Below are 24,664 nucleotides of genomic sequence, written 5' to 3'. Positions count from 1 at the left end.
CTTCTAAATAATCTTATTCTAATTATTGACAACCTGCTCCATTATTACATCTACAACGTATAGGTGGTCTATCACAGTCTTCTCTCTCTCTTAATCTGTTGATTATTACTACTTTAGCACATTTATTTCTTGGAGAAATACATACTTCATAACATGGATAATATTCTGGTGCTTCAAAATAGCAACGATCTACAGGTTGTTTAACAGCATATAAGCCATCTTCTAAACATTTAAAACAAACTTTTCCACAACGATCTGTGTATTTACAATCTACAAGTTCAAAACCAGTATTACAATCTACTTTATATAATTCTATTGGCATTCCACTTATTGGTTCACCATCAGAACATCCTAATAAAGATTGTACTTCAATAGTTCCCTTTTTAGGAATTGGTTTTGGTTGAGGTCTCTTACAACAATCTCTTCCATCATCACAGCATCCATGATTATGATCATGATGATCACAATGATTGTGGTTATCACAGTTATTATGATGATAATTATTATATCTTACATCTTCAAATAATTCTTCTAATTCATTTAATTCTATTCCTTGAGAATCACATTGGTAATCTTTATAATCCATAATTTACCCTCCTAGGTTTTATCATATGATTAATATATATTATGACTACCAATTACAAAATGTTACATTTTATGTGTTTTAATCCCTACTCACTATCTAGTATTTTCTCAGCTAGCTTTTTATATGTATTTGCTTTATCCACAAGCATTGCAGAAAGAAGTAATTTCTTTTCACTACTTTCTAGTGAATTAAATTCTTTCCCCAAATTGTTTAAGTCTATATTAATCTCCTTCTTTATATCTTCTGTATTCCTTTCTTGTCCTTTTAAATATATTCTATAAAGCGCTCTTATATCCTCTGAATTTAATTCATCCTTGTTATATCTTTCAACAATATCTCCTAAAGCTAGTTTTATATCACTAAGTGCTAATATTCCCTTCATATTATATATAAAGCACATAAGTATAATATGTTCCTTACTATACTTTTTATTTTTTATATCCATTAACAATTTTCCCTTAGCATAATTATTAATCATAGTTTTAGTTAAAATCTTATCTTCTTCAAATCTCTTATTTCCACCTAACTTATTTTCAAACAATTGTATTACTTGATCCATATATAAATCTAATTCTGGTATATCTTCTAAATTAATATTATTATCTAAATTTAAACTTTCTAATAAATTATTTAAATTCATAAAATCACTTCCATTCGATTTAATTTATCACATAGTTTCTAAAACTACATTTCATCCTATATATATTATATTATAAGGAAATCAAAATAAATTCAAGCTATTTGGCAATATTATCTACATATCATTAAAATTCTCCTTAATTTAAAGGTTGATATATTCCTATATTTAAAGGATAATTGTAATATGATAGTAAGTAGTTTTGAAAACTACTTGAAAACTTTTTCCTTGGAGGTATGTTATGAAAAATACGTTTTTTAGAGAACCAATAAATGGTTTTACTCATTTATTTGGTGCTATTTTATCAATATTTGCTTTAGTGGCACTAACAGCTAAAGCTACTTATATATACGGGATTGGATTACCACTTTTATCAGTTATTCTATTTGGTTTTTCATTAGTGTTGCTTTATAGTGCCTCTGCTATATACCATTTAGTTAATGCAAAGGAAAAAACCATAGCATTTTTAAGACGTTTAGACCATTCTATGATATTTATACTTATCTGTGGAAGTTATATGCCTTATTGTCTTATTGGTCTTGAAGGTAAAGCTCAAATTTTTATAACTTCTTTAATAGTAATTCTTACAATTTTAGGTATCTTATTTAAAATGGTTTGGTTTAATTGTCCTAGAATTCTTTCTACTCTTATGTATATAGGAATGGGTTGGATTTCTTTAGGTGCTATTCCATTTTTCAAAAACATACCTGCTTTAGCATTAATTTGGTTAGCAATAGGAGGAGTTATATATACAGTTGGTGGAATAATTTATGCACTAAAACCAAAATTTCTTGAATTTAATCACTTAGGATTCCATGAAATATTCCATATCTTTATATTATTAGGGAGCCTATGTCACTTTATATCTATTTTCTTTTATCTACTATAAATCAGTATAAAAGAAAAAGGATAGTAATACTTATGAATAAGTATTACTATCCTTTTTATATATCTGAATTTTTAATTTTATCTATAAATATCTCTAAGTTTTTGGAAATAAACTTATCCTTATGATATATAAGATATAAATCTCTACTTATCTTAACATCCTCTATTTTTATTTCTCTAATTAATCCTTTTTTAATTCTTTCATCAATTGACTTACAAGAAACACATGCTATGCCTAGTCCTGTCTCTACAATTCTTACAATGGCTTCTGTATTTCCAAGTTCCATATATACATTGTAATTACAACCTTTATTTATAAGATAATTTTCTACAATTTCTCTTGTACCACTTCCAGGCTCTCTCATAATAAACTTTTCATCTTCTAAGTCTTTTAAAGTTATTTTTTCCTTTAAAAATATAGGATTATTAGGATTTGCTATAAATATTAATTCATCCTTTCCTACATCTAATATTTCTAATTCATCTGATTTTACATATCCTTCTACTAAAGCAATATCAACCTTATTTTCTATAATAAGCTCTTCTATTAACTGTGTATTTTCTATTATTAAAGAGATTTCTATATTTTTATGTAACTCATTGAATTCCTTTATTAACTCTGGAAGTATATATATACCTATTGTTGTACTTGCTCCTATAACTATTTTTCCTTTTTGACCTTCTTTACTACTTATAATAGTACTATTAGCCTCTTCATAAAGGTTTAAAATTCTTCTACTATATTCAAAATATACTTCACCCTCATGAGTAAGATAAAGTCTTTTACCTATTCTATCAAAAAGTTTAACATCAAGATCACTTTCTAGTTCAGCTATAGCCTGACTTATAGATGGCTGGCTTATATACATAGATTTAGCTACTTTAGTCATATTTAGACATTTAGCTGTTTCAAAAAATATTTTTAACTTTCTAAAATTCATGCAATCAATCCTTATTTATCTTCTTTTACTTCTTCAAAATCTACATCAATAACAGGGCCATCATCTTCAATATCAGGCTCTGACTTGTGTTCTTCTCTTGTAAATGTGTAAGTATAAGATTCTGTTTTTTCTTTTTTATTTTTATTAACATATTTTCTTATAAATTTAAAGTACACCCATCCTATAAGGATAAGTATCACAGATCCTATTAAAACATAAGGTAGTATCCAAATTGCAAAACTTAATATAAGTACTGTAACAATTATTCCTAATACTATTCTTAAATACTTCTCCATATATTATCACTCTCTTTTATATTTTTTATTTTATTAATTATAACATAAAGTGAAAGAAATAAAAAACAATTCTTCCTCTATAATTTTTAACCTAATATACTTATATTTAATGCTTTTTTTGAAAATACTAATTAAGATGTTTTAAATATAAAGATAATATTTAAGGAAGTGATAAAATGAAAAAATTTGCTTTTCTACTATTTGCATTTATATTTTCTTTTTCAGCCTTAGCTACTTCTCCAAAATATATTAAAGCAGCTGACTTAGAAGAAGAAAATACAAAAAAAATATTTTTAACCTTTGATGATGGTCCTGGTGGTAAGGTTACAGAAGAAATTTTAAACACTCTTAAAGAAAATGATGTAAAAGCTACATTTTTTTTAATAGGAGAGCTTGTGGAGCAACATCCTGATTTGGTGAAAAGAATGAATGATGAGGGTCACTCCATAGGTGTACACACATTTACACATGAAAGAAATAAAATTTACAGAAATGACGCCTCATTCTTAGAAGAGAACTTAAAGGCTCAAAAATCTATAGAAAATGTTATTGGAAAGAAAGTATTTTCTCTTAGGTTTCCATTCGGTTCTAACAATAGCACATATACCTTAAAAAAATCTTTAGTAGATTCCTTACATGAACAAGGCTTTAGAATATATGATTGGACAGTAGACAGCACTGATGCCATTAATCCAAATTTAAGCCCAAGTTCTATAATCCAAAAGTCAATTTCTAATTCTGATTATATTGTGCTTTTAATGCATTGTGGATATTCTAATAATAATTCTGCTAAAGCATTGCCATCAATCATAAAACATTTTAAATCAGCAGGATATAGTTTTGAAATAATAGATGAAAATACTCCTGAAATTTATAGATTAAAAAATAAATGTTGAGAATTTCTCTCAACATTTATTTTGTTCCTAAAGTTAAAATAGATTCAACTAAGGTTTTAGCTATGCATTCTCCCTTTTCAACCACTTCGGATTCATCCTTAATATTTAAATTTAAATCTATTATTATACTTGGTTTATTTACATATAAAAGATTATAAACTTCTGCGTTCTTAACACCCTTATTCTTATAATTGCTTAATTCAAAAAATGAGCATATATTCTCTGCAAACTTTCTACCCTTTGAATCAAATTCTTCTACAAAACAAAAAATTTCATTTGACTTTGAAAAATCAATATTTAAAGTAATATGCAAATCTGATTCACTTCTATTTACTCTTTTCACTATGCTTTTTAACTCTTCTCCATTTGAAATAAAAAATTCATTATATGGAGTACAATCAATAAACCTTAAATTATTTTGAACTACTTCCTTCTTAAAAAAATCAACTATAGTTTGTTCAATTTTTTCTTTTAAATCATCTGATGTATCCTTATCTATAATATGCCCTTTCCCTAAGTCCAAACTTATAATGGCACCTTGAGCTAAATACATATTATCCTCCTATGTTAAAAGGTTATAATTCATAATATGTGTTTCATTGTAAAAGTGCCATTATCTTACTTATTTCACTATGTTTTATTTATAATATGTAAAAATTAATACGCTAAACTATTTTCTTACTATAGCCTTATCTCCATTTTCATAAACAACTAATTCTAATTGTGGATTAATTTCTTTAACAAAAGCTTTTATCCATGAATTTCTTAAATCATGAAATTCAGTTACATCTCCTCCTACATTGCTCCAAAATCTTTCATGTATGTCTCTACTCATATGCCATACTATTTTTTCAGGAGAATTTTCTAAAACTTCATTAATTCTATCACAAGGCATACCATCTAATATATAATCATTTAAAGAATTATACACTTCTAAAATATTTTCCCCATCTATTTGTCCTTTACACTCATCTGCATTTATTTTTCCATGGCTTTCATAAAGCTTTATAAGCTCTTTCTTTATTCCCGCATCTTCATTTAACATATTAGTTATATAATATGCACATCTACCCTCAGCTGAATTTATTCTTGCTTCTAACCAGCCATGTATATTACTCTCATCTATTATTTCATCTAAAGGTTTGTCTGGAGTTTTTTCTCCAAAATTTAAGTTTGCATAAGAAACCCAATCCTCTACTGGCATATTTCTTTCTTTTGATAATTCTAAAACCTCTTCCTCTAAATTTTCAAACCACTTTATTTTATCAAATAACCAAAAATGGATTTTTCCTAAAAATAAGCTCATACTTTCACCTCTTAATATAATTTATAAACCAATTATATTTTATCTTTACCTATTATTCCGTAACATAGGTTACCTTAAAGAGATAATTTGTAAACTTTTCGTAAACAATATATATTTCTTAATTAATAACGTTTCAAATCGTTCCACGAAATTGTAAATATACCATTTAAGTAATATAATAGAAATCGACTGTTTTATAAGGAGCTGATATATTTCAATGTACAAACCAAAGTTAATTTCTCTTTTAGATGATAAAGAGAACGGATTTTCAAAAGAACAATTTTTTAAAGATTTAATCGCTGGGATAATAGTTGCTATTATCGCCTTACCACTATCTATTGCATTAGGTATTTCTTCAGGGGTATCTCCTGAAAAAGGATTAATAACTGCAATCATAGCTGGATTCATAATTTCATTATTAGGGGGAAGTAGAGTTCAAATTGGTGGACCTACTGGTGCCTTTGTTGTTATAGTATTTGGTATTATACAAAATCATGGAGTTGATGGATTAATAATTGCCACATTTATGGCTGGTATTATTCTTGTTTTATTTGGTTTATTAAGATTTGGTAGCTTAATAAAATACATACCTTATCCAATAACAGTAGGATTTACTTCTGGTATAGCTGTAACTCTTTTCTCAACACAAGTTAAGGATTTTTTAGGACTTACAATGACTAAAACACCTTCTGAGTTCATACCTAAGTGGGAAGCTTACATATCTCATATGAATACTACAAACTTTTATACATTAGCTATAGGAGTGCTAGCACTTGTTATTTTAATTTTTTGGCCAAAAATAAATAAAAAGATTCCTGGATCTTTAATAGCCTTAATAGTAACAACTTTAGTAGTATTTATATTTAATCTACCAGTTGCGACAATAGGAAGTCAATTTGGTAAAATAAGTTCAAATATTCCAATACCTCATATTCCTAACCTAAATCTTAATACATTAAAAGCATTAATAGGACCTGCTTTTACAATAGCTCTTTTAGGTGGAATCGAATCATTATTATCTGCTGTTGTTTCAGATGGTATGATTGGAGACAAGCATAATTCAAATGCAGAACTTATAGCTCAAGGGGTTGCTAATATGGGTTCTTCTCTATTTGGAGGAATCCCTGCTACTGGAGCAATTGCTAGAACTGCTGCTAACGTTAAAAATGGTGGAAGAACTCCTATTTCTGGTATAGTTCATTCAATAACTTTATTACTTATAATGCTTATATTTATGCCTCTTGCTAAATTCATTCCATTAACTACTTTATCAGCAATATTAATAATTGTTTCATATAACATGAGTGAATGGAGAACTTTTAAAGCAATACTTAAGGCTCCTAAAAGTGATATAGCTATATTATTAACAACATTTTTCTTAACAGTATTATTTGATTTAGTAATTGCTATAGGAATAGGAATGCTAGTTTCTATGTGCTTATTTATGAGAAGAGTTGCTACTTCTATAGAAGTAAATGAATTAAATGAAAATGACTGTTCTGATAAATCTAATATAGATACTGATATGGAAAATCTTAAGGTTGGAGAAAATGTCTTAGTCTATGATATAAGAGGTCATCTTTTCTTTGGTGCTGTAGATACATTTATGAATACAATGAAGGAAATAAATGATGATGCAAAGGTTCTTGTTTTAAGAATGAGACATACTAAAACCTTAGATGTTACAGGCTATAAACAAATAAAAAATATAGCATTAAGTTGTAAGTCTCGTAATATGACTTTAATAATATCTGAATTACAGGAACAACCAAAAAAAGTTATGAGACTTATGGGATTCATTGATAATTTAGGTGAAGATCACTTCGCTACAAATTTTGATGAAGCTTTAGAAAAAGCAAATTCTTTAATTTAGAATAAAAGACACTAGTAATTACTAGTGTCTTTTTCATTTTCTATTCTTCAGGTTCTATATTTTGTAACTCTAATTCTAAGTTTTCCATATCTTTTTTATTTTTTTGGTTTTTATCATATAACAGTGATGCTACAAAAGCACTTCCTGCTAGGGCTAATAGAGCAAGTTTTCCTTTTTTTATTTTTTTACTCATAATCTCACCTCACCACATTTATATATTTATGTAGGCTTAGAATTTAAGCCTACAAGAAAATCCAAAATATTTTATTCTATTTATTTAAATCGTATTTTTCTTCTTCCCAAGTTGTTTTCTCTAACTTAGCTAAAACAGTATCTAAAGCCATGTCTGGATGAATTGTTTCCTCATGTGATATTGTTATATTAGACATAGTTATAGCAAATTTAACAATATCTTCTATAGGCATTTTATTCATATATCCATATCCTAATCCAGCTACAAAAGAGTCCCCTGCTCCTGTAACATTTTTAACTTCAACTTCTGTTGCTTTTATTTTACCACAAGCTACACCGTCATTATAGAATATACCATCAGCATCTAAACTTATAAATACCTTTTTAATTCCTAAACCTAAGAAATAATTACTTGCCTTTATTAAGTCCTCTGTATCTGTTATAGGGAAACCTGCTAATATTTCTGCTTCATGTCTATTAGGTTTTATTGTATGGAAATCTTTTATAAGATGTTTTACCCAGCTTGCTTTTTCAGCTGATACTGGATCTAAGATAAAGTTAGTTTTATCCTTAAAGTTTTTTAATAAATATTCCATTATTTCTGGATTATCAGAATCTAAAACTGTATATTCAGCATTCTCAAAGATTTCTCTTTTAGAATCTATGAAATCAGTATTCATAGCTCCTATACTTTTCATATCTGCAATAGCAGAAACCATTTCACCATTTTCATCTAAAATAGCTAAGTAAGTTGGCGTACTTCCACCTTCTATTACCATAGAATCATCCATATGATATCCTATTTTCTTTGAGTGCTCTACTATACTCTTTCCATGCTCATCATTACCTAATATGGACATAAAATTAGTATTTACGCCTACTCTTGCCATATTTTCAGCAATGTTTCTACAAACTCCCCCAAAAGATATCTTTACATGACCTGGTGTTGAGTTATATGGTCTATAACTCGCCTTACTAAATCCAAACACATCCACTACAGAAGCTCCAAATACCAATAAATATGGTTCTTTTCTTAAGTTCATTTAATTAATCCTCCCTATTTAAAAAAACATAAATTATAATTATTCAGCAACAAACTGATTATTTTCACTATTATATATGTATCCACATTCTTTAAGTCTTTGTCCAATAATTTCTTTTTCAATTCCTAAATCATCACACATACTATCTATATTACTATAATAATCTCTTAATTTTAAATTTATAATACTAAGTAACATATATGGATCCATCTCTCTATAGTTGCCAATGTCCATTATAAAAATCTCTCCTTTAAAAAAATGCTTTAATATTATTATATACAACTTATTTAACTTCTACAATTTTTTATTTAATTTATTATCACATTTTAATAAGTCTGCATAGTATGTTATTAGGTTAATTATAAGACAATACCTCACTTATAAGAACTTAACCTCCTGTTTTAAAAATCACTATAACTCTTACTATACTATATTTACTTCTTTGCATTTACAATAAAAACCGTTGATTATCAACGGTTTTTATTATTTCATATGCTTTTTCTTTTATTTCTTATTTCAAATATTAAAAATAATAAAAGTGTACTTAATTCAGTGATTGGAATTGTTAGCCATACTCCATAAACACCTATAATTCTTGGTAATACTATTATAAATATAATAACAAATATTAGTCCCCTAAGTGTTGATAAAAGAGAGGATTCCTTTGATTTTTCAACTGCTTGTAAATAGGCTATGTTAAGTATGTTGCTTCCATTAAATAAGAATGCTATAAAGTATAAATATATCCCTTGTCTAGTTATACTTAATAAGCGTCCTGTGTCACTTGTAAACAATCCTATCATTTGATTTGGTAATAATAGTCCCATACCTAAAAAAACTACACCTAAAATCAATACTATTATTCTTGTTAACCTTAAAAATTCTTTGACACGTTCTTCCTTTTTAGCTCCAAAATTTACACTTATTAAAGGTTGAACCCCCTGGGATACTCCATTAAAAACTGCCATGAATATTAAAACTATATTTGTAATTATTCCATAAGCCGAAACTCCTAAATCCCCTTCAAATTTATATATTACAATATTAAAAATAAATATGACAAATCCTGCTGATATTTCATTTAAGAAACTAGGCACTCCATTTTTAAGGACTTTTCCTATATTATCTAAATTTATTCCTCCAAGCTCTATATGCATGGTGTTATTTTTCTTTATAAAATGTATTGATAAAACTCCTAAAGCTACCAATTGGCCTATAGATGTTGCTAATGCTGCTCCAAACATTCCTAAATTAAATATATATATAAATACATAATCTAGTACTATGTTAGTTGTATTTGATCCTATTACTGCATACATAGCTAATTTAGGCTCTCCATCATTTCTAACAAAAACAATAAATGCTGATGCAAAAATAAAAGCTGGATTCAAGATTAAAATTGTCTTTAAATAGTCTTTAGCTAATAAAAAGGTAGCTTCTGAAGCTCCAAGCATATAAACTATTTTATCTAAAAAGAAAACTTCTAATAAACTTATTATTATACAAAATATGATAGTTGCAAATACTGCTGAAGTAAATATTCTATTTACTCTATGGAATTTTTTTTGGCCCATAGCTACTGATAGGGCTGTTGCCCCTCCAACTCCAATAGTAAGACCTATGGCACTATATAAATTGTATATTGGCAAAGCTATATTCAATGCTGCTAATCCTAATTCTCCAATTTTATGCCCTATAAACATGGTATCAAATAATATACATACTGATAGTCCTAGCATTCCTGCAACTGAAGGTATCATATATTTTCTTAATAATATACTTTCTTTATCCTGTAGTAAATCTAATTTTTTGCTCATTATACCCCTCCTTTATAATCTTATTCTTTTAAAATAAGTAGAATTTTATCTTCTATATTATTTTTTTCTTTTGACCTTTGTACATCTTTAAATTTATCAATTAAAATTGCTGGGTTACCACCTAAAACAAATATATTATCTCCTAAGTCTAAAGCCTCATTTATGTCATGGGTAACCATTATAACTGTATTATTTTTTTCTAAATGATTTCTCTTAAATATCTCAATAATATTTTCTTTGCTACTTTTATCTAAGGATTTAAAAGGTTCATCCATTAAAAGGAGTTCTCCATTATAAAGAAGTGCCCTAGCTATATTTGCTCTTTGCCTCATACCTCCACTTAACTCTTTAGGGTAAGCATTCATACAATCCCCTAGTTCAACTTCTCTTAGGATATTTTTAATTTTTTCTTTTCTTTCATCCTTTGTGTAAGTTTTTAATAAGGGTAATTCCATATTAGTGTATATACTATTCCATTCAATAAGCCTATCCTCTTGAAACACATAGGCTATTTTTTCAGGAACTCCTATAATTTCACCTGATTTAAACTCTTCAAGTTTAGCTATTATATTTAATAAAGTACTTTTCCCACATCCAGACCTTCCTAAAATACAGTTTATTTTTCCCTCTTCAAAGGTCAAAGAAAATTTATCATATATTTTTTTACTTTCAAAATTCTTTTCTATATTTATTAATTTAATACTCATTTTATTTCATCCACCTAAAAACTCTACCATCAATAGTTTTTTGTATTAAAGAAAAAATTATTCCTATAATAATTACTACTATTATCCATGCAAATACCATATTAGTATTTAAATAATTCTTTTCCACAAAAAGTGCCGTTCCTATACCATATTTAGGTTGTCCAATAACTTCTCCCCCAACCACTAACTTCATAGTTAAAGAAAATGTTGAAACTATTATTCTACATATAGCAAAACTTATGCTTGGCAAATATATGTTCTTTATTAAATTACCTATACCAATCTCATAAACCTTAGCCATCTCTAGTATATTTTTGTCTATATTTAATATAGCTCCTATTATGGCATCATAAAATATAGGAAAACTCATTACAAATCCAACTAATATAGGAGCACTACCTTGGCTTAACCAAATTAAAGCAAGTATTATAAAGCCTATTGTTGGTAAAGATCTCATTACATTTAATATAGGTACCATAAAGTTATAAACATATTTATTAAAAGCACTAAATACCCCTAAAAATAAAGCTATAACTAAGGCTAAGGTAAAACTTATGAAAGTTCTTCCTAAAGTACTTATTATTATTTTGAAAAAGTCATTTGATTTTATTACTTCAATTAACCCCTTAAACGTTAAATAGGGAGAAGGTAATATTACCTCACTCCCTATAATCATACTAGCTAATTGCCATAAAATAAAAAGTATAACTGAAGATAAAAATATTAATTTCTTATTTTTGTAAGAAAATTTCTTCATTTATCTTTTTACCTCCTATAGCTTTAGGCTCTAAGCTGTAAATCTTGTCATAATATTTAATATATTCACTTTCACTATCCAAAGCACTTACATAATTTAAGTTTGCTCTTTCTAGAGATTTAGCTATTATTTCTTTTTTGCCTGTTATGCCAACTTCTTCTGCAAAGTCACCTGCTTCTTCTTTATTTTCATTTGCCCACTTAGTACTATTATCTATTTCCTTTAAGATCTTTTGAACAGCCTCTGAATTATTTTTTACTAAATCCTCTTTAACTATAACACTAGACTGAGGATATCCCATTTTTGAATCACTCATTTTCTTCCACTGTTCATTTAATGATGCTACTATTTTCGTTTCTGGTTTCTTTGTCATTATTTGAGTTAACATAGGTTCTGGAACAACTGCATATTTAGCTTTTCCTTCTATAAATAAAGGAGCTAATTCTGAAGCCGCATTTACATAACTTAATGTTAAATCTTTTTCAGGATTTATTCCATCATTTTGAAGCAATATTTTAAATATTAAATCTGGAGTCAATCCTTGACCAACATTGTAAACATCTTTTCCTTTAAGATCTTCTAAGCTATTAACAGAATCATCACTGCTTATAACATATAATGATCCAAAACCTACTGTTCCTGCAAGTTTATATTTAGCTTCCTTGTTATATGCAATAGCCGCTACATTTGAAGGAACTATAAAGATATCTCCCTCTCCTTTTAACACCTTAGAAACTAAAGCATCTGATCCTTTTACTATTGAATAATTTATATCTAAGCCTTTGCTTATTTCTGGTTTTTCTTTTATCATTTTAACTATACTAATAGCTGGAAGTCCATCTGGTACTACTATTTCTATGGATGTTTTTTCTTCAGGCGCCTTAGCTTCTTCTTTCTTAGAAGTATTGCATCCTATTAATATGGTTAATGAGAATAATACCATAAGACCTAATGATAAAAACTTATTTAATTTTTTCACCCCTGCACCTCCATATAATAAATTTTCTATGTTTTATTTTGCCACTTATTCATTATTTTTTCAATATCTATCTATTTTTCTTTTCCTTGAATTTCTGGCACTGGTTCTTCATTATTTTTTTTAGGTGCTTTAAATCTTTTTGAATTCCAAGAAGATTGTTGATCTTTCTTTGCCATAAATCTCACCTCCTCATCTTAAATCAGTTTTATTTTATGAGTAAAGGCTTATTTTATTCATGGCAAAATTAATCTACTTCTTTTCTCTCATTCTAGTTATTAATTCACTTTCTATAAGTTCTGATTTTGAAAAGCCTTTTCTAAAATATCTTATTTGTTTATACTTTATCCCATTCATTTCAAAATCTAAAACATCTATTCTATCACCACTATAAGTAAAAGGATCTCTTCTTCCTTTAACATAAACTAAAAGTTCCATTCTTTAACTTCTCTCCTTTAAAAAATCTATAATGATTTTAATTATAGCACATTTTTCATTTTTATGAATATCTTCTTTATCCTGTTCATATTTTCAATATATATTTAAAACACTAAAAAATAAGCTTTGGGGAAAATAATTTTCATTGCCAAAAATTATTCTCATCCAAAGCTTTTTTATTAAAATTAAATCTTAATATGCTATTTAGCCTTCTGCATTTTGAAGCTCATAGATTTCTTCTATTGTTACACCTAGCTTTTCTGATATTAACTCAGGTGATAATATTCCCGCAAGACTTTTTGCTATTCTTAATTGCTCTTCTTTTCTTGCATTTTTAACAGCTAAATCTCTTTCTTCATTGTATAATCTCTCAATCTTAGTCATTTCTAACAACTCCTTAAGTTCTCTTGCTTCTTCTTCACTAATAAACTTATCTGTAGATTCAATTATTCCATTTAATATAATTGCCTCATCTCTTTCAGATTTTATTGATTTTGCTAATTGAACACAATCTCTTAAAATATTGCTGTCATCATGTTCACTCTTCATAAGTGGTAACATGATGAACTTTATCTTATCAGCTTGAGTTAAATTATCTTCTAAAACCTTCTCCTTTAACTCTTTTAAAACTTTCTCCGCAGTTAGCTTATTCATAAATATGCTTTCTGAACAAATAAGTATATCTCCAAAACTTAAAGTGTTTCTTGCTTCCTTAACACTTGAATTATAAATTATAGCCATTCTAACCTTTGGAAAGGCTCCTCTATGCTTATAATATCTCTTTATAACCTTAACAGCCACCTCTAAGTATATAAACATATTTTCATCTATATTTTTTTCATCCTCATATCCAAAAAGTAAAATAGAGCCATCTTCTAAAATAAATATTTCATTAGGACCTCCCTCTGAAACTTCATTTTCAAAAAAGTTTCTTGGTAGCCTGTCCATTATTTTAGGAATATCATTAACTCCTAAAGTTTCTAATGGTTTTCCTTTATAAAGTTGTCCCATAAGCTTATATAAAATATCCTTAGCTCCGTAACTTATGTTAGTTCTTACCATGTTTTTATCACCCTCACTTTGTTGAGAATATATTCTTTTCAATTATTATATCACATTTTATTTGCATATATATTTCATCTAGGTCTAAATTAAAAAGTTTTTATTAAATAGCAGTTATGAAATTATATATATTTAATCCTATAATTAAAATTGTTATAGTATTAAAAACTCTTAATATTATTTCATTGCTAAACATTCTATTAAATTTAGCTCCTATAAACCCTCCTAGAACACCTCCAAATATCATATATGGAAGCATGGATAGATCATACCCATAAAATCCAGTTCCAAAAGCAATAGTTAAAAGTTTAGATGCTTGAGAGAATAATATTATAAGCACAGAATCTCTAGCAGCGTTCTTAGCTTCCATAGAAAAGAATATTGTTAAAAAGGCAACATTTATTGGGCCTCCCCCAATACCTAAAAAGGCTGCTATTAATCCTAAAAATATCCCAATTATAGTACTTAAAATAAAATTATCAATTTTGTAACTCTTAAACTTTTCTTTATTATTCATGTATATATAAACAAATATTAATAACAATGCTAAAATTCCACTCTGTACTAAAGATACAATTCTTCCTTCAACAATTTTTAATATAAAAGTTAATAACTTTTGTCCTAATAATCCTCCAATTACAGAACCAATACCTAATAGCCCAGTATTTTTTATATCAATCTTGCTTTTATAAGATAATTGTTTAATTATTGAAACTAATGCCATAGAAAAAATAGTAAAAGCTGATAAAACTCCAATAGTTTCTATATTATAATCTCCTAAGAAATCTAAAACTGGCTTTATTATTACTCCTCCACCAAGACCAGCCATTGACCCACAAATTGTTGATAATAGAGCTACTAAAAAATATATTAAAACCATATTACCACTTCCTTAAATTAACTATTTATATTATTTTAAAATTCTCATCTATTATATTATTTTAAAATACCTCCTTTCCATATTTAATTTAAAAACATCACTTAAACTTATCTAAAAACTCTATATTTATATATTACAATAAAGTACTTTAAAAAGCTTAAACCCTAAATTATTTACATAAGAAATCTTATGTAGTATGTTATATTTATATATTACACTATAAGGAGATATATTATGGAAACATTAAATGACTTATTGAATTTAGATTTAAATAAATGTAGTATTTTTGACATAACAGAAGAACACTTAATCTTACTTAAAACAAAGGATTTTCACACTCAAAATAATTTTTATTTTTATCTTTATAATAAACTTACTTCTATAGAAAAGACAAAAAGAAAGGAACTTGCTTACTGCAATTATCTTATATCCTACTATTTATTTATAGTAATGACACCCTTATATTATGAAGAATTAGCTTTTTATCATGGAAAGAAAGCCTTTCAGTTAGAAAACTCCACAAAATATATGGAATGGCTTTTATTATTTGGAACCTTAGAGAAACCTCTATTAACTTATGAGATTTGTTCTAATCTTGCGAAAGAAATTTTAAAAGAAAATCCTAATTCAACCTTAGCTAACTTCTTTCTTATGTAAGATATGAGAAAATAACTAATAATTTTCCTCTTATTTTAAAAGGATTTTCCTTTTAGACTTATTATTTTTCATATAAAATTTAAATTGGCTGTATTATAATAATTAAAACTTAAATATATTATTTAATTCTCTAATTGTTACTTAATAAATTTTAGTTCGACTTATACTTTTTATACAGCCATTTTTTATTTATATACTAATTTTCATTTTAAAAATACATCTCCGAAGAAATATCCTGTAAATATAAATCCTAAATTCCATAAAAATATCCCTGGAGTAGAATATATTAAAAATTTCAAAAAATTCATTCTTACTGAACCTGCTATAATAGAAACTATTGTTCTTAAAACAGGCAATAGTCTACAAAGAAAAACTCCAAAAAGTCCTTTTTCCTTTAAAATAGTACTACTTTTTCTTATGGTTGGCTCAATCTTAGGAAACTTCAATCCTAATTTATCTAAGAACATAGCCCCTCCATAATAGCCTATTAAATATAGTACTATACTTCCTAAAACTCCAGCCACAACAGATATGAAAACCACAAGAATTAGACTTTGATTATTTCTAGAAGCTAAAATTCCAGCAGCAGGCATTATTATTCCAGCTGGTAGTCCTGGTAGATTTAAATATTCTAAAAATACTATTACAAATAACAAGGTTAAACCATAGCTTGCAAAATAATTTAGCACAGCATCTATGTCCATAAAAATCCCCATTCTCCTTTCATATAATTCCTTTAATTTAATATTTTCCCCTAAAATCTTAATAAAATTCAATACATAAAATTATAAACTAAAACTTTATCTTCCCTCCAAAGAAATAGCCTACTACAATCCCTGTAAAGTTCCAGCAAAATATCCCTGGTATAGAAAAAATAATAAACTTAAAAAAATTAACCTTTACAGTGCCACATATTAAGGATACATAAGTTCTAATAATAGGTATTAATCTACATATAAATATTCCTAAAAAACTATGCTTATCTAGTATTTTTTCGGTTTTTTCAAGCTTATCTTCTATTTTAGGATGTTTAATTTTAAGCTTTTCTAAAAGTGTTGATCCTATAAAATAACCTAATAAATATAATATTATACTTCCTACCAGACCTGCAATTAAGGATATTAGCATTACTTTTATTATTCCCTTATGAGCTTGTCCTGCAATTATTCCAGCTGCTGGCATTACTATCCCTGTTGGCATTGCTGGTATACAGTATTCACCTACGACTATTAAAAATAATATAATTAGACCATATGTATGTATATAATATAAAACATCTTGCATGGTCATAAATACCACCATTCTTTCCTTAATTAATATTAACAAGTCAATATATAATATTATAACATATAATCACTTTTAATCCTTATTATTCCTATTAACTAAATACAAAATAAAAAGGGTGTATAAAGACAAAATATACTATAAAACTTATAAATATTATAAAGATATTATCTAAAGTCGCTTTATAATATAACCTATTATAATTTTACAATTATAAATTCAATAATTGTAAAAACTCATTTATAAGTTTTATCTTTTTGTCTTAATACATCCCATTTTTTAATTATCTATTTGCATACTTTTTATTTCTTTTAAAGATAATCCTGTTTTTTCAGCTATTACTTCATCATCTAATAGTCCTATAAGGTTTCTAGCTATGTTTTGTCTTTCATAGGCAACAGCTTCATTTACTAATCCTTTTTGCTTTAACTCAGCTGTTGAATTTAATAAGGATTCTTCATCATAAAAGTCTAAATAAGAATAATGTTCTCCATCAATATCCCATCCTAAAATAGAATCTACACTTACATTTTGTGCTGCTCTAAATATTGATTTATCTACTCCATCAAACTTTTCTTTAAACTCTTCAATCATATCTTTAATTTCAAAACGCTTATTACCTATTTTTTTAGCAGCTACCATACATGCACAGTTTAATGGCCATATTCCAGCTCTTTGAATCCATCTTTTTATATATTTTTCTTCTATATAATATAGAGGTCTTATAAGCTCTATTCCATCAAAATTAGCAGCTTTTAATTTTGGTAACATGGTTTTAAAGTTACCTGCATATAAAACATTAAGCATTGTTGTTTCTATAACATCATTAAAGTGATGTCCTAAGGCTAACTTATTACATCCAAGTTCCTTTGCCTTACCATATAATGATCCTCTTCTCATTCTTGCACACATATAACATGGATAATCCTTAGCTATTTTGTCTACAACTTGGAATATTCCTGAATCATAAATATGTACTGGTATATCTAAGTATTTGCAATTATCCTCAAGTAATTCTCTGATTTGAGGATGATATCCTGGATCCATAGCTAAAAACACAAGTTCAAAGTTTATTTGACCATGTTTTTTTAACTCTTGAAAAAGCTTTGCCATTATTAAAGAATCTTTTCCTCCAGAAATAGCAATAGCTATCTTATCTCCTTCTTCTACTAATTTATAATCCTTTATAGCTTTTATAAATTTTGACCAAACTTGTTTTCTATATGTTTTAACTAAACTTCTCTCTATCTCAGCTAAAGGTCTTCTCTCATTAAATGGTACTAAAATCTCGCATCCTTCTCCTGCTACACCACTCATTCTAATCACCTCACTATATAAAACTCTTTTGTTATTATAACAATTTTATCTCTTTTTGTCTTTATAAAATGGTACTTAATTAAATCCTCCTCCTATTTAACTAAATTTATTTAAGAACTCATCCAAAATTAAACAAATCAAGTATTATTTGATGTATAATTGTTTATAAATAATTTTTATATATTGGGAGGTTTTTATATGAATGCTGTTATTACCGTTGTTGGAAAAGATAAGGTTGGAATAATCCATGGTGTATCTGGTATATTGAATGAAAATAATGTAAATATACTAAACATAAGCCAAACAATTATGGATGGTTATTTTACCATGATAATGCTAACAGATATATCAAATTCAACTAAGGATATTTCTTCTCTAAAAGAAATTTTCAAAGAGTTTTCTTTAAAAAATTCACTAGATATATCCGTTCAACATGAAGATATATTTAATTCAATGCATAGAATTTAATTAGGAGTTTGATGGTATGTTAAAGAATAATGAGATTTTAGAAACTATAAGTATGATTAAAGAACAAAACTTAGATGTAAGAACTATAACTTTAGGATTATCTTTAATGGATTGTGCTTGTGAAGATGTTAAAGTTTTAAGTGAAAAAATATATGACAAAATAACAAAAACTGCTGAAAATCTAGTTAAAACTGGTGAAGACATAGAAAAACGTTTTGGAATTCCTATAATAAATAAAAGAATTTCAGTTACTCCTATATCCATAGTAGCTGCTTCTTGTAATTGTAATTCCTATTTAGATATTGCTAAGGCAATGGACAAGGCTGCAAAGGAAGTTGGTGTAGATTTTATTGGAGGATTTTCTGCCCTAGTACATAAAGGATTTACAAAGAGCGATTTAAAACTTATAAAATCCTTACCGGAATCCCTAGCTAATACTGATATAGTATGTTCCTCTGTTAATATTGGCTCTACTAGATATGGTGTAAATATGGATGCTGTAAAACTTATGGGAGAAACTATAAAAGAAACTTCTTTAATCACTCCAGATGGATTTGGATGTGCAAAGCTTGTTGTCTTTTGTAATGCCGTAGAAGACAATCCTTTTATGGCTGGAGCTTTCCATGGCGTTGGTGAGGCTGAAAAAGTTATAAATGTAGGTGTTAGTGGACCGGGTGTTGTAAAGAAAGCTTTAGAAGAAGTTCGTGGAAAAAGCTTTGAAGAAGTTGCTGAGACCATAAAGAAAACTTCTTTTAAGGTTACTAGAATGGGACAACTAGTAGCTAAGGAAGCTTCTAAACTTATGGATATTCCTTTTGGTATTGTTGATCTTTCTCTTGCTCCTACTCCTGCCGTTGGTGATTCAGTTGGAAGAGTCTTAGAGGAAATGGGACTTTCAAATTGTGGAACTCATGGAACAACTGCTGCCCTAGCTCTATTAAATGACGCAGTAAAAAAAGGAGGACTTATGGCCTCTTCCTATGTTGGTGGATTAAGTGGTGCATTTATTCCTGTTTCAGAGGATGAATGCATGATAGAACAAAGTAAAAATGGATTTTTAACTATTGAAAAGTTAGAAGCTATGACTTGTGTTTGTTCTGTTGGTTTAGACATGATAGCTATTCCTGGTAAAACTTCAGCATCTACAATATCAGGAATAATTGCTGATGAAGCAGCCATAGGAATGATAAATAATAAAACCACAGCTGTTAGAATAATTCCTGTACCTAATAAAGATGTTGGAGATATGGTTGAGTTTGGTGGACTTTTAGGCTCTGCTCCTATTATGAGAGTTTCACCGGGCAATTGTGATGACTTTATCTCTAGAGGTGGAAGAATTCCAGCCCCTGTTCACTCTTTAAAAAATTAATAAATATATTTCACTTAATTATTTATAGATAAATTAAAATTTATAAATAAGCTTATAAAACTTAAATAAACCTTACAAACTCCTTTAAGAATTACTAAGTTTTACTAAGAATTTAAATTCTAAAACTTATCTAGTTATTCCTTGATATAATTTGTAAGGTTTATTATTAGTTTTTATAAAATAAATTATTTATATATTAATAAAATTATCTTGTTATAATATTTAATTTACCAAAATATTTTTTATTTATAAAATTAAATACAGGAACTCCTATTATTGTTATTATAACAAATTCACCTAAGGCAACCTGTCCCATTGATAAAACTAAAGGTAGTCCATAAACATAATTAAGCATCCAACCTATTATAATACCATTAAAGATTGTTGGCCAAATTGAGGCAATCCATATAGATTTCTTTCCTTTTATATATTTACCAGTTAAATAAATTCCCCAAACACTTATAAACGTTGCAAAGGTTCCTAAAATAACATCAATAGTACCATTAGGTCCTAATATATTTGCTATGAAACATCCTAGGGTCAATCCTACTATATAATCTTTTTTATAAAAGGCTAAAAGAACCATGATTTCTGATATTCTAAATTGTACCCCTAAATAACTTATAGGAGCTAAAGCTATTGTTAAGGTTGCATATAAAGCCGCAATAAGTGCTGATATAACTATTCTTTTTATATTTTTATCTGTCATATTTCCTCCTTAAAACATACATATTCTCAAAGACTCCTAACTAAGATGTTTTAAGAAAGGTAAATAAAACCCTAAATATATTATTCTTAATTTAAAACAATATATTTAAAGCTAAAAATAGTTGCAAATAAAAAAACCGTAGAAAAATTCTACGGTTAAAAGCACACAAAATAAATCTTATATAAAAAATTATATAATGATACTTAAAACACCGTAGTTTTATTTAAAGACAGGAGGCTTTCGAACTGTCTACATATTATTTTTCCTAGTCATTATATAATATATATTCTTAAAAATCAATGTAAGCTTTAATAATTTAACTTTTATTTATTTTCACTATGTAGCTTTACATCTAATTTTTTACCATTAGAACTTATTGTTATATCACCATCTCTGAAAGTTTCATAAACTGTTACACCTGCTTTTTTAAGATTATTCATAGTTTCTTTATGAGGATGACCATATTTATTATCTTTAGCACAAGAAACTATGGCAATACTTGGATCAACAGCTTTTAAAAAGGCTTCACTAGTTGATGAATGTGATCCATGATGTCCTAACTTAAGTACATCAGCCTTTAAGTTCTTATTTTCACTTAAAATTTCTTTTTCTACTAAAGTTTCTGCATCTCCAGTAAACATAAAGGAATTTTGTCCATAAGATATTTTCATTACTGGTGAATAGTTATTTAATTCTTCATACTCAGATTTAACTGGTGAATAAACCTCAACCTGTGTATCCTTTCCTAAATCAATCTTTGTTCCTTCTTTTATCTGTTTTATTTTTAATCCTTCATTTTTTACTGCCTTTAACATATTTTCATAAGTTTTTGTTGTATGTGCTACTTTAGGAGCATAAAAAGATTTAACATCAAAACTTTCTAAAACTTCATCCATCCCCCCTATATGATCTTCATGAGGATGAGTTGCTATGGCTATATCTATAGTTTTTATACCTCTATTTTTTAAATCTTTAACTAAATCGTTAGCTCCTGCATTAGTTCCTGCATCAATTAACATATTAATTCCATTTACTTGAATTAACTCACTATCACCTTGTCCAACATTTAAATATGTAACACTCATTCCACTATATTCAGTATTGTTAGATCCTTTATTAATATTATTTTTTTGAGCTCCACATCCTGCAAAGCTTAAAACTGTAACTGTACTTATTATTGCTAATATTTTTTTAAACATTTTTCCTCCAAAAATCCTTTTTTTTAATATTAACACATTTTTAATTATTTTGTAATTTAAAATATTTTTATAAGAAATATACCCCTTCTAAATTTAACATAAATATAATATAATTATAAATATAGTCAACAAATATATAAATAACAAAAAGAAGCATAGATTTTTTTATCTAGGCTTCTTTTTCTTGATTTATAGGAATAAGCATTTTTAATATGAATTTGTCATCTAAAGGTTCTATAATTATTTCTCCATTATATTTTTCTAAAGCGAGTCTTATATTTTTAAGGCCAATACCATGTAAAAACTTATCTTTTTTATCAGTTAAAAAATCTCCATTTAACTTTTTTATTTTATTTGTTTTAGAATTCTCGATTTTAATAACATAAAAATTATTTACACAATTACCTTTTAAACTTATGTATCTATTATGATTATCTTTAATCTTTTTACAAGCTTCAATAGCATTATCAATACAATTAGAGAAAATTGTGCAGATATCAAAGTATTCAATAAAATTAACCTTTGAAAAATCTATAAAAACCTTTAAAGAAATATTATTCTCTACACATTTTTCTCTCTTATTATTTAATATTACATCTAACACTTCATTTCCTGTATTAAATCCTAAGTTCAGCTTGTCTATCTCTGAATTAAGACTATCTATATATTTTTTTCTTATATCTGTTTCTTTATTATTTCCTTCAATACAGGCTATGTGATTTTTAATATCATGATAAAGTCTCTTTACTTTTTCTTGATTATCTTTTAAATTAGAATAATATTTATATTCCATTTCTAACTTGTCCTTTATAAATTCATTTTCTAATTTTAATTTGTTATTTTTTATTATTTTACTAACAATAAACATTAAGGACATATTAGATAATAACAATAATATTGAAACAAAGAAGATGGATACATTTTCTCCCAAATCCTCTCTTCCCCCTTTAAAAGCATATCCAAATATAACTAAAATAATAATTATATTAGTAGCTATAGGAGTAAGAATATAAATAAAATCTCCCTTTCCAATATCTACGCGCAACTTTAAACATCTAACTACCATTATTAATGATATTAAAATAACCTTTGATAAGATCATAGTTTCAATCCTATAGATATTTTTACCTAAAAGCTCCGATACACTAACTAAACTATTTATTTTTACTATAAAAGAAATAGATAGAGCTTCTACTGTAAGCATAAATAACCAAAATATCAATGAAATCATAATAGATTTTATATTGTTTACTTTAAAATTAAATTTATAATATACTAAACCTATAAAAAAACATATTACTATTCTTTCATTTGGATATACATTTAGAACTTTTAACAAGCTAGAAAAAATTATTACTCCAATGAAAGAATAAATTTCTTGTTTATTTTTTCTTTTCTTAGTGCTAAATTGACTTATAATTAAATAAAAACTTATCCATTCTATAATCATGGAAGCATTTTCCATGAAATCCCAAAATATTTGATTCATTAACATATTAAATCCCCTAAAAGGCTAGTTAACCTTAATTTTAAATTTTTCATTCTATGCTTACTTACAGGCAAAGTAAATTTATTTATTAACAGATAATCCTTTTTAATCTCTTCTATCTTTATTAAATTTACAATATAACTAGTATGACATCTAAAAAAACCTTTATTAGTAAGTTCCTTTTCTAGTTTATTCATACTCATCTTTACTATATAATCTTGAGAATTAGTATGTATTATTACCTTTCTCTCAAAAGTCTCAAGAAAAAGTATATCTTCTGTTCTAATCTTCAAAACATTATTTTTATCTTTTATTGTTATGTATGTATATCTTTTATGTAAAATATTTTCTATACAAGCTGTAACTTGCTCTTGTAGTTCCTTAAATTTAACTGGCTTTATTAAATATCTAAAAGCACGAACTTCATAACCTTTTTGAATATAATCCCATAGAGCAGTTATAAATATAATTTCAACTTTATCATCATATTCTCTAACCTTTCTAGCGGTCTCCATTCCTGTTAACTCACCCATTTGAATATCTAAAAAAAGTATGTCCAATTTTTCTGGATACTCCTTTAATAAATCCTCTCCTGTCCCAAAGGTTAAAAGTTTATACTCTATTCCTATTTCATCTAAAACTTTACTTAAATTATTTTTTAATTCTTCTCTTTGTAAGGAATTATCTTCACACAATGCAATACTAAACATGTCTAATAATCTCCTTTTCACCTTATATTTTCTTATGTAATTTTATCATATTTAATTATATATTGCTTAATTTTATAAAACAAATTTGAAATCTTAAAAATTAATAATCAGTTTTTTTAATTTAAACTTTTCTAAAAACAACTATAAATTATTACTTATAAAAAACT

The 24,664-nt window shown here is 26.8% G+C and carries 28 protein-coding genes and 1 pseudogene; 6 read left to right on the top strand and 23 right to left on the bottom strand.

The window, feature by feature from the left end; genetic code table 11:
* Positions 1-22 precede the first annotated feature (22 nt).
* Complete coding sequence (locus tag ACYUCG_RS05135; RefSeq protein WP_060796450.1) at positions 23-586, bottom strand: hypothetical protein; 564 nt, start codon at positions 584-586, stop codon at positions 23-25.
* Positions 587-671: 85 nt separating this feature from the next.
* Positions 672-1,226 carry a DUF1836 domain-containing protein gene (locus ACYUCG_RS05130; protein ID WP_460268237.1) on the bottom strand — a complete coding sequence of 185 codons (555 nt, stop codon included), beginning with the start codon at positions 1,224-1,226 and terminating at the stop codon, positions 672-674.
* Positions 1,227-1,464: 238 nt separating this feature from the next.
* On the opposite strand from ACYUCG_RS05130, the gene trhA reads away from it, so the two are divergent.
* Positions 1,465-2,112: a PAQR family membrane homeostasis protein TrhA gene (gene trhA / locus ACYUCG_RS05125; RefSeq protein ID WP_060796452.1), complete on the top strand. Its 648-nt coding sequence runs from the start codon at positions 1,465-1,467 to the stop codon at positions 2,110-2,112.
* Positions 2,113-2,167: 55 nt separating this feature from the next.
* On the opposite strand, the gene ACYUCG_RS05120 is transcribed toward trhA, so the two are convergent.
* Together ACYUCG_RS05120 and ACYUCG_RS05115 are read right to left on the bottom strand one after the other, a co-directional pair.
* The gene (locus ACYUCG_RS05120) at positions 2,168-3,052 is read right to left on the bottom strand and encodes a LysR family transcriptional regulator (RefSeq protein WP_240298429.1); all 885 of its coding nucleotides are present in this window, start codon (positions 3,050-3,052) and stop codon (positions 2,168-2,170) included.
* 11 nt (positions 3,053-3,063) lie between these two features.
* Positions 3,064-3,348 carry a hypothetical protein gene (locus ACYUCG_RS05115; RefSeq protein ID WP_060796053.1) on the bottom strand — a complete coding sequence of 95 codons (285 nt, stop codon included), beginning with the start codon at positions 3,346-3,348 and terminating at the stop codon, positions 3,064-3,066.
* 176 nt (positions 3,349-3,524) lie between these two features.
* Here ACYUCG_RS05115 and ACYUCG_RS05110 point away from each other — a divergent pair, with 176 nt between their 5' ends.
* Entirely contained in the window at positions 3,525-4,244 is a 720-nt protein-coding gene (locus ACYUCG_RS05110) for a polysaccharide deacetylase family protein (protein WP_460268236.1), read from the top strand.
* 16 nt (positions 4,245-4,260) lie between these two features.
* Here the strand turns inward: ACYUCG_RS05110 and ACYUCG_RS05105 are convergent, their stop codons facing one another.
* On the bottom strand, positions 4,261-4,797 hold the full coding sequence (locus tag ACYUCG_RS05105; protein WP_060796051.1) for a hypothetical protein: 537 nt from the start codon (positions 4,795-4,797) through the stop codon (positions 4,261-4,263).
* Positions 4,798-4,914: 117 nt separating this feature from the next.
* Entirely contained in the window at positions 4,915-5,550 is a 636-nt protein-coding gene (locus tag ACYUCG_RS05100; protein WP_460268235.1) for a hypothetical protein, read from the bottom strand.
* Between the two features lie 217 nt (positions 5,551-5,767).
* Between ACYUCG_RS05100 and ACYUCG_RS05095 the strand changes: the two genes are divergently transcribed.
* Entirely contained in the window at positions 5,768-7,423 is a 1,656-nt protein-coding gene (locus ACYUCG_RS05095) for a SulP family inorganic anion transporter (protein WP_060796049.1), read from the top strand.
* A gap of 40 nt (positions 7,424-7,463) precedes the next feature.
* Here the strand turns inward: ACYUCG_RS05095 and ACYUCG_RS05090 are convergent, their stop codons facing one another.
* From ACYUCG_RS05090 to ACYUCG_RS05045, 10 genes are all read right to left on the bottom strand, one after another.
* Positions 7,464-7,616 (bottom strand): hypothetical protein, encoded by a 153-nt coding sequence (locus tag ACYUCG_RS05090; protein ID WP_283677773.1) that lies wholly within the window; start codon positions 7,614-7,616, stop codon positions 7,464-7,466.
* Between the two features lie 76 nt (positions 7,617-7,692).
* Complete coding sequence (locus ACYUCG_RS05085) at positions 7,693-8,658, bottom strand: carbohydrate kinase family protein (protein WP_060796048.1); 966 nt, start codon at positions 8,656-8,658, stop codon at positions 7,693-7,695.
* Positions 8,659-8,697: 39 nt separating this feature from the next.
* Entirely contained in the window at positions 8,698-8,892 is a 195-nt protein-coding gene (locus ACYUCG_RS05080; RefSeq protein WP_060796047.1) for a DUF4250 domain-containing protein, read from the bottom strand.
* A 254-nt stretch (positions 8,893-9,146) separates the two neighbouring features.
* Positions 9,147-10,475, bottom strand: coding sequence for an MATE family efflux transporter (locus tag ACYUCG_RS05075; RefSeq protein ID WP_139933562.1), 1,329 nt, complete (start codon positions 10,473-10,475; stop codon positions 9,147-9,149).
* 20 nt (positions 10,476-10,495) lie between these two features.
* Positions 10,496-11,182, bottom strand: coding sequence for an ABC transporter ATP-binding protein (locus ACYUCG_RS05070; RefSeq protein ID WP_139933563.1), 687 nt, complete (start codon positions 11,180-11,182; stop codon positions 10,496-10,498).
* Position 11,183: 1 nt separating this feature from the next.
* A complete protein-coding gene (locus tag ACYUCG_RS05065) occupies positions 11,184-11,939 on the bottom strand; it encodes an ABC transporter permease (protein ID WP_283677775.1) in 756 nt (251 codons plus the stop codon).
* On the bottom strand, positions 11,914-12,918 hold the full coding sequence (locus ACYUCG_RS05060; protein ID WP_460268234.1) for an ABC transporter substrate-binding protein: 1,005 nt from the start codon (positions 12,916-12,918) through the stop codon (positions 11,914-11,916). The genes ACYUCG_RS05065 and ACYUCG_RS05060 overlap by 26 nt, the downstream gene beginning before the upstream one ends.
* 249 nt (positions 12,919-13,167) lie before the next feature.
* Complete coding sequence (locus tag ACYUCG_RS05055; protein ID WP_116484810.1) at positions 13,168-13,353, bottom strand: hypothetical protein; 186 nt, start codon at positions 13,351-13,353, stop codon at positions 13,168-13,170.
* A 204-nt stretch (positions 13,354-13,557) separates the two neighbouring features.
* Complete coding sequence (locus tag ACYUCG_RS05050; protein ID WP_333962539.1) at positions 13,558-14,415, bottom strand: hypothetical protein; 858 nt, start codon at positions 14,413-14,415, stop codon at positions 13,558-13,560.
* Positions 14,416-14,518: 103 nt separating this feature from the next.
* Positions 14,519-15,295 (bottom strand): sulfite exporter TauE/SafE family protein, encoded by a 777-nt coding sequence (locus ACYUCG_RS05045; RefSeq protein WP_240298436.1) that lies wholly within the window; start codon positions 15,293-15,295, stop codon positions 14,519-14,521.
* A gap of 234 nt (positions 15,296-15,529) precedes the next feature.
* Here ACYUCG_RS05045 and ACYUCG_RS05040 point away from each other — a divergent pair, with 234 nt between their 5' ends.
* The gene (locus tag ACYUCG_RS05040) at positions 15,530-15,952 is read left to right on the top strand and encodes a hypothetical protein (protein ID WP_060796045.1); all 423 of its coding nucleotides are present in this window, start codon (positions 15,530-15,532) and stop codon (positions 15,950-15,952) included.
* Positions 15,953-16,155: 203 nt separating this feature from the next.
* Here the strand turns inward: ACYUCG_RS05040 and ACYUCG_RS05035 are convergent, their stop codons facing one another.
* From ACYUCG_RS05035 to ACYUCG_RS05025, 3 genes and pseudogenes are all read right to left on the bottom strand, one after another.
* Positions 16,156-16,656 (bottom strand): DedA family protein, encoded by a 501-nt coding sequence (locus tag ACYUCG_RS05035; RefSeq protein WP_139934314.1) that lies wholly within the window; start codon positions 16,654-16,656, stop codon positions 16,156-16,158.
* An 88-nt stretch (positions 16,657-16,744) separates the two neighbouring features.
* Positions 16,745-17,242 (bottom strand): DedA family protein, encoded by a 498-nt coding sequence (locus tag ACYUCG_RS05030; protein WP_168971568.1) that lies wholly within the window; start codon positions 17,240-17,242, stop codon positions 16,745-16,747.
* Between the two features lie 447 nt (positions 17,243-17,689).
* Positions 17,690-18,553 (bottom strand): annotated as a pseudogene (locus tag ACYUCG_RS05025) (tRNA 2-thiocytidine biosynthesis TtcA family protein); the annotation flags it as partial.
* A gap of 198 nt (positions 18,554-18,751) precedes the next feature.
* On the opposite strand from ACYUCG_RS05025, the gene ACYUCG_RS05020 reads away from it, so the two are divergent.
* Together ACYUCG_RS05020 and ACYUCG_RS05015 are read left to right on the top strand one after the other, a co-directional pair.
* Positions 18,752-19,021, top strand: a complete 270-nt coding sequence (locus tag ACYUCG_RS05020) for an ACT domain-containing protein (protein ID WP_003457144.1) — start codon at positions 18,752-18,754, stop codon at positions 19,019-19,021.
* Between the two features lie 16 nt (positions 19,022-19,037).
* Positions 19,038-20,390, top strand: coding sequence for a DUF711 family protein (locus tag ACYUCG_RS05015; RefSeq protein ID WP_460268233.1), 1,353 nt, complete (start codon positions 19,038-19,040; stop codon positions 20,388-20,390).
* A gap of 205 nt (positions 20,391-20,595) precedes the next feature.
* Here ACYUCG_RS05015 and ACYUCG_RS05010 read toward each other — a convergent pair whose 3' ends face one another.
* The 4 genes from ACYUCG_RS05010 to ACYUCG_RS04995 form a co-directional block, all read right to left on the bottom strand.
* The gene (locus tag ACYUCG_RS05010) at positions 20,596-21,099 is read right to left on the bottom strand and encodes a QueT transporter family protein (RefSeq protein ID WP_096516234.1); all 504 of its coding nucleotides are present in this window, start codon (positions 21,097-21,099) and stop codon (positions 20,596-20,598) included.
* Between the two features lie 323 nt (positions 21,100-21,422).
* The gene (locus ACYUCG_RS05005) at positions 21,423-22,298 is read right to left on the bottom strand and encodes a ComEC/Rec2 family competence protein (protein ID WP_460268232.1); all 876 of its coding nucleotides are present in this window, start codon (positions 22,296-22,298) and stop codon (positions 21,423-21,425) included.
* A gap of 169 nt (positions 22,299-22,467) precedes the next feature.
* On the bottom strand, positions 22,468-23,793 hold the full coding sequence (locus ACYUCG_RS05000) for an ATP-binding protein (protein ID WP_139933573.1): 1,326 nt from the start codon (positions 23,791-23,793) through the stop codon (positions 22,468-22,470).
* The gene (locus tag ACYUCG_RS04995) at positions 23,787-24,497 is read right to left on the bottom strand and encodes a LytR/AlgR family response regulator transcription factor (protein ID WP_139933574.1); all 711 of its coding nucleotides are present in this window, start codon (positions 24,495-24,497) and stop codon (positions 23,787-23,789) included. The genes ACYUCG_RS05000 and ACYUCG_RS04995 overlap by 7 nt, the downstream gene beginning before the upstream one ends.
* Positions 24,498-24,664: the final 167 nt, after the last annotated feature.

The sequence above is a fragment of the Clostridium sp. CTA-17 genome (genome assembly GCF_054767895.1).
This window is presented reverse-complemented; position numbering and strand designations above follow the sequence as displayed.

What these genes read in the sequence shown, in the direction of transcription:
- ACYUCG_RS05135 (WP_060796450.1), bottom strand. Translation starts at nt 586, where the DNA reads ATGGATTATAAAGATTACCAATGTGATTCTCAAGGAATAGAATTAAAT.
- ACYUCG_RS05130 (WP_460268237.1), bottom strand. Translation starts at nt 1,226, where the DNA reads ATGAATTTAAATAATTTATTAGAAAGTTTAAATTTAGATAATAATATT.
- trhA (WP_060796452.1), top strand. Translation starts at nt 1,465, where the DNA reads ATGAAAAATACGTTTTTTAGAGAACCAATAAATGGTTTTACTCATTTA.
- ACYUCG_RS05120 (WP_240298429.1), bottom strand. Translation starts at nt 3,052, where the DNA reads ATGAATTTTAGAAAGTTAAAAATATTTTTTGAAACAGCTAAATGTCTA.
- ACYUCG_RS05115 (WP_060796053.1), bottom strand. Translation starts at nt 3,348, where the DNA reads ATGGAGAAGTATTTAAGAATAGTATTAGGAATAATTGTTACAGTACTT.
- ACYUCG_RS05110 (WP_460268236.1), top strand. Translation starts at nt 3,525, where the DNA reads ATGAAAAAATTTGCTTTTCTACTATTTGCATTTATATTTTCTTTTTCA.
- ACYUCG_RS05105 (WP_060796051.1), bottom strand. Translation starts at nt 4,797, where the DNA reads ATGTATTTAGCTCAAGGTGCCATTATAAGTTTGGACTTAGGGAAAGGG.
- ACYUCG_RS05100 (WP_460268235.1), bottom strand. Translation starts at nt 5,550, where the DNA reads ATGAGCTTATTTTTAGGAAAAATCCATTTTTGGTTATTTGATAAAATA.
- ACYUCG_RS05095 (WP_060796049.1), top strand. Translation starts at nt 5,768, where the DNA reads ATGTACAAACCAAAGTTAATTTCTCTTTTAGATGATAAAGAGAACGGA.
- ACYUCG_RS05090 (WP_283677773.1), bottom strand. Translation starts at nt 7,616, where the DNA reads ATGAGTAAAAAAATAAAAAAAGGAAAACTTGCTCTATTAGCCCTAGCA.
- ACYUCG_RS05085 (WP_060796048.1), bottom strand. Translation starts at nt 8,658, where the DNA reads ATGAACTTAAGAAAAGAACCATATTTATTGGTATTTGGAGCTTCTGTA.
- ACYUCG_RS05080 (WP_060796047.1), bottom strand. Translation starts at nt 8,892, where the DNA reads ATGGACATTGGCAACTATAGAGAGATGGATCCATATATGTTACTTAGT.
- ACYUCG_RS05075 (WP_139933562.1), bottom strand. Translation starts at nt 10,475, where the DNA reads ATGAGCAAAAAATTAGATTTACTACAGGATAAAGAAAGTATATTATTA.
- ACYUCG_RS05070 (WP_139933563.1), bottom strand. Translation starts at nt 11,182, where the DNA reads ATGAGTATTAAATTAATAAATATAGAAAAGAATTTTGAAAGTAAAAAA.
- ACYUCG_RS05065 (WP_283677775.1), bottom strand. Translation starts at nt 11,939, where the DNA reads ATGAAGAAATTTTCTTACAAAAATAAGAAATTAATATTTTTATCTTCA.
- ACYUCG_RS05055 (WP_116484810.1), bottom strand. Translation starts at nt 13,353, where the DNA reads ATGGAACTTTTAGTTTATGTTAAAGGAAGAAGAGATCCTTTTACTTAT.
- ACYUCG_RS05050 (WP_333962539.1), bottom strand. Translation starts at nt 14,415, where the DNA reads ATGGTAAGAACTAACATAAGTTACGGAGCTAAGGATATTTTATATAAG.
- ACYUCG_RS05045 (WP_240298436.1), bottom strand. Translation starts at nt 15,295, where the DNA reads ATGGTTTTAATATATTTTTTAGTAGCTCTATTATCAACAATTTGTGGG.
- ACYUCG_RS05040 (WP_060796045.1), top strand. Translation starts at nt 15,530, where the DNA reads ATGGAAACATTAAATGACTTATTGAATTTAGATTTAAATAAATGTAGT.
- ACYUCG_RS05035 (WP_139934314.1), bottom strand. Translation starts at nt 16,656, where the DNA reads ATGGACATAGATGCTGTGCTAAATTATTTTGCAAGCTATGGTTTAACC.
- ACYUCG_RS05030 (WP_168971568.1), bottom strand. Translation starts at nt 17,242, where the DNA reads ATGACCATGCAAGATGTTTTATATTATATACATACATATGGTCTAATT.
- ACYUCG_RS05020 (WP_003457144.1), top strand. Translation starts at nt 18,752, where the DNA reads ATGAATGCTGTTATTACCGTTGTTGGAAAAGATAAGGTTGGAATAATC.
- ACYUCG_RS05015 (WP_460268233.1), top strand. Translation starts at nt 19,038, where the DNA reads ATGTTAAAGAATAATGAGATTTTAGAAACTATAAGTATGATTAAAGAA.
- ACYUCG_RS05010 (WP_096516234.1), bottom strand. Translation starts at nt 21,099, where the DNA reads ATGACAGATAAAAATATAAAAAGAATAGTTATATCAGCACTTATTGCG.
- ACYUCG_RS05005 (WP_460268232.1), bottom strand. Translation starts at nt 22,298, where the DNA reads ATGTTTAAAAAAATATTAGCAATAATAAGTACAGTTACAGTTTTAAGC.
- ACYUCG_RS05000 (WP_139933573.1), bottom strand. Translation starts at nt 23,793, where the DNA reads ATGTTAATGAATCAAATATTTTGGGATTTCATGGAAAATGCTTCCATG.
- ACYUCG_RS04995 (WP_139933574.1), bottom strand. Translation starts at nt 24,497, where the DNA reads ATGTTTAGTATTGCATTGTGTGAAGATAATTCCTTACAAAGAGAAGAA.